General features: G+C 71.4%; 2 protein-coding genes. Both read left to right on the top strand.

Features of this window, described 5'->3' with window-relative positions; translation table 11 throughout:
- Positions 1–922, top strand: a 922-nt coding sequence (locus AB0J52_RS31275; RefSeq protein WP_500186341.1) for a carbohydrate ABC transporter permease, incomplete at its 5' end; no start/stop codon positions are given.
- 404 nt (positions 923–1326) lie between these two features.
- Positions 1327–3717, top strand: a complete 2391-nt coding sequence (locus AB0J52_RS31270; protein WP_500186340.1) for a hypothetical protein — start codon at positions 1327–1329, stop codon at positions 3715–3717.
- Positions 3718–3882 lie beyond the last annotated feature (165 nt).

The raw sequence follows: 3882 nt of genomic DNA, 5'->3' as shown, positions 1-3882 counted from the left end.
GCCCCCGCCCGGGTCGCCGGGGGCCCGGGCGGCCCGCGACGGCGCGGGCGCGCCGCGCCGGGGCGTCGCCGCGCGGATCGTGGGCCGGGTCGGCGGCGGCGTCGCGCAGGTCCTGCTGATCGTCATCGCGGTGGTGTGGCTGGTCCCGACGTTCGGGCTGCTGGTCGCGTCGCTGCGGTCCACCTCCGACAACAGCGCGTCCGGCTGGTGGAAGGTGTTCTCCAAGCCGGGCCAGCTGACCTTCTCGGCCTACTCCGACCTGCTCGGCAAGGGCGACTTCGTCGACTCGTTCTGGAACACGGTGCTGATCACCGTCCCGGCGACCCTGCTGGTGGTGGTGATCGCGTCGCTGGCCGCGTACGCGTTCGCGTGGATGGAGTTCCCCGGCCGCGACTGGCTGTTCCTCGTCGTGGTCGGGCTGCTGGTGGTGCCCGTCCAGGTGGCGCTGCTGCCGGTCTCCAAGCTGTACGGCTCGGTCCGGATCGGGGGCTTCCACCTGGCCGGCTCGCTCGCGGGCGTGGTGCTGTTCCACGTCGCGTTCGGGCTGCCGTTCGCCATCTTCCTGCTGCGCAACTTCTTCGCCGCCATCCCGCGCGACCTGCTGGAGGCGGCGCGGATGGACGGCGGCTCGGAGTGGACGATCTTCCGGCGGGTCATCTTCCCGCTGGGCGGTCCGGCGATCGCGTCGCTGGCGATCTTCCAGTTCCTCTGGGTCTGGAACGACCTGCTGGTGGCGCTCGTGTTCGCCGACACCGGCAACCAGCCGATGACCAAGTGGCTCCAGTCGCAGATGCGGCAGTTCACCGGCAACATCGACATCCTGGCGCCGGGCGCGTTCCTGTCGCTGATCGTGCCGCTGGCGGTGTTCTTCGCCTTCCAGCGCTACTTCGTCCAGGGCGTCCTCGCCGGCTCGGTGAAGTAGTCCTCAGACGGCACCCACGGCAAAGAAGAGGCCCCGCACGGCACACCGCGCGGGGCCTCTTCCATGCAACTGGTCTAGCGGCTGACCAGTTGTGGCAGGTCGCGAGAGGTAAGCGCGGGGTTAGAGCGGGGGAAGGGCCGGCTCTGCGGGTCCGGCGGCCGAGTCCCAGGACGCTCGGTGCGCATCATGCGCCGCGAAGGCATGTCCGGAATGCACGGGAAGTCATCGACTGTGCGCCTGTGCCCGCCGCCTGGCAACAGGGCGGACGAAGCCATCGGGTTTTCCCCTGCTTGCACGGCTCTTCGGCGGCGGGCGGCGTCCTTGTCGGCGGGGGAGGGCGGGTCCAGCATGACGGCTGTCCCATCAGGCATGGGTTATCCCTTATCGTCCGAAAGGACCCCGCCGTGCCTCGTCCCCACCTCCCCCGAGCCGGCCTCGCCGCGCTCACCGCGGCGCTCGCGGCCCTGACCGCCCTGTCCGCCCCCGTCCCGGCGACCGCCGCCCCCGTCCAGGCGCCGCGTCCGCCCCGCCGGTCGGCCGACTCCGGGCCCGCCGTCCGCCACGACGTCTCACCGCCGCTGCGGTCGATCCGCCCCGTCCCGCCCCGGACGACCCGGCGGGCCGAGCCGGACGACGAGCCCCGCCTCCCCACCCCGCCCGCGGCGAAGATCCCCGACCCCGTGCGGCAGCGCTCCGGCGGCACCACCCGCACCGCCGCGACCGCGAGCAACTTCGACGGCGTCGGGCAGGGCTTCACCGGCCCCCAGGGCACGTACTCCGTGACCGGGGTGCCGCCGGACCCCAACGCCTCGGTCGGCTCGACCCAGGTCGTCGAGGTCGTCAACACCGCCTACGCGGTGTTCAACAAGTCCACCGGCACCGCGGCCTACGGACCCGTCGACACCAGCACCCTGTTCTCCGGGTTCGGCGGCTCCTGCCAGAGCACCAACGACGGTGACGCGACGGTGCGGTGGGACACCCTCGCCGGCCGCTGGATCGTCACCCAGTTCGCCAACGTGTCCTCGGCGAGCGGCCCGTATTACGAGTGCGTGGCGGTCTCCACCAGCGCCGACGCCACCGGCTCGTACAACCGGTACAGCTACCAGTTCTCCAGCTTCCCGGACTACCCCAAGATCTCGGTCTGGCCGGACGCCTACTACGTCACCTACAACCTGTTCAACGGCAACACCTTCCTCGGCGCGGAGGCCTGCGCCATGGACCGCGCGAAGATGCTGACCGGCGCGGCCGCCACCCAGCAGTGCTTCACCACCAGCTCGTCCTACGGCGGCCTGCTCGCCGGCGACCTGGACGGCTCCACGCCGCCGCCCTCCGGCGAGAACGAGCTGCTGGTCGGGCTCGGCACGACCAACACCTCGCTGGCCTACTGGAAGTTCCACGTCGACTGGACGACGCCCGCCAACTCCACGTTCACCGGGCCGTCCAGCATGACGGTGGCGTCCTACACGACCGCCTGCGGCAGCACCGGCACGTGCGTCCCGCAGAGCGGGACGACGCAGCAGCTCGACTCGCTGTCGGACCGCATCATGTACCGGCTCGCGTACCGCAACTACGGCGACCATGAGGCGTTCGTGACCGACCACGCCGTGACCGCCGGCAGCTCGGTCGGGACGCGCTGGTACGAGCTGCGGCTGTCGGGCGGGAACCCGGTCGTCTACCAGCAGGGCACCTACGCGCCCGACTCCGCGTACCGGTGGATGGGCTCGATCGCGATGGACCACGTCGGGAACATCGCGCTCGGCTACTCCCAGTCGTCCTCGTCCGTCCACCCGTCGATCCGGTTCACCGGACGCGCCCCGTCCGACCCGCTCGGGACGATGACCCAGGTGGAGACCACCACGATCACCGGCGCGGGCTCGCAGACGTCCTACAGCCGGTGGGGCGACTACACCTCGATGGCGGTCGACCCGAGCGACGACTGCACCTTCTGGTACACCAACGAGTACGAGCCCGCCAACGGCAGCTTCAACTGGCACACCCGGCTGACGTCGTTCACCCTGCCGGGCTGCACGAGCACCCCCGCCAACGACTTCTCGATCTCGGCGAGCCCCGCGTCCGGCACCGTGACCGCCGGCGGCTCGACCACCACGACGGTGGCCACGGCCGTCACGTCCGGGTCGGCGCAGACCGTCAACCTGACCGCCTCGGGCCTGCCGACGGGCGCGACCGCGTCGTTCAGCCCGGCGTCGGTGACCGCGGGGGGCTCCAGCACCGCGACCATCACGACCGGCTCGTCCACCCCGGCGGGCACCTACACGGTCACCATCACCGGAACCGGGGCGTCGGCGACCCACAACACCGGCTTCACGCTGACCGTCAACCCGGTCGGCGGGGGCGGGATCACCAACGGCGGCTTCGAGACCGGCGGCCTGTCCGGCTGGACGCCGAGCGGCCCGGTGACCGGCGTGACCAGCACCGGCCCGCACAGCGGCGTCTACGCGGCGCTCCTGGGCAGCCTCAGCGCCGCGACCAACGGGAACTCGTCGATCGCCCAGACCTTCACCGCGCCGTCCGGCAGCACGAAGGTGTCCTTCTACTACAACGTGACCTGCCTGGACACCGTCACCTACGACTGGGCCACCGCGACGCTGAAGGACAACACGACCGGCACCACCACGACGGTCCTCGCCAAGACCTGCGTCTCCAGTTCGGGCTGGAAACCGGTCACCTCGGCGGTCACCGCCGGGCACTCTTACACCCTCACCCTCACCAGCCATGACGACAACTACACCGGCGACCCCACCGCCACCGCCTTCGACGACGTCACCGTGAGCTGACGTCCAGGAGTGCCCGCCGTCCGCCGCCGGGCGGCGGGCACCCGAGCGTAGACTCCGAGGTCCGGGACCCCGTCCCGCGAGGAGGGCCCGACATGCGGTCCCTGACGGCGCTGATCCTGCTGTTCTGCGCGGCCTGCGCGGGCGGCGATCCACCCGAGTCCACCC

This window comes from Spirillospora sp. NPDC049652 (assembly GCF_040675125.1).
GTDB lineage: Bacteria > Actinomycetota > Actinomycetes > Streptosporangiales > Streptosporangiaceae > Spirillospora.
The sequence above is the reverse complement of the archived record's forward strand: the minus strand, read 5'-3'. Positions and strand labels throughout refer to the sequence as shown.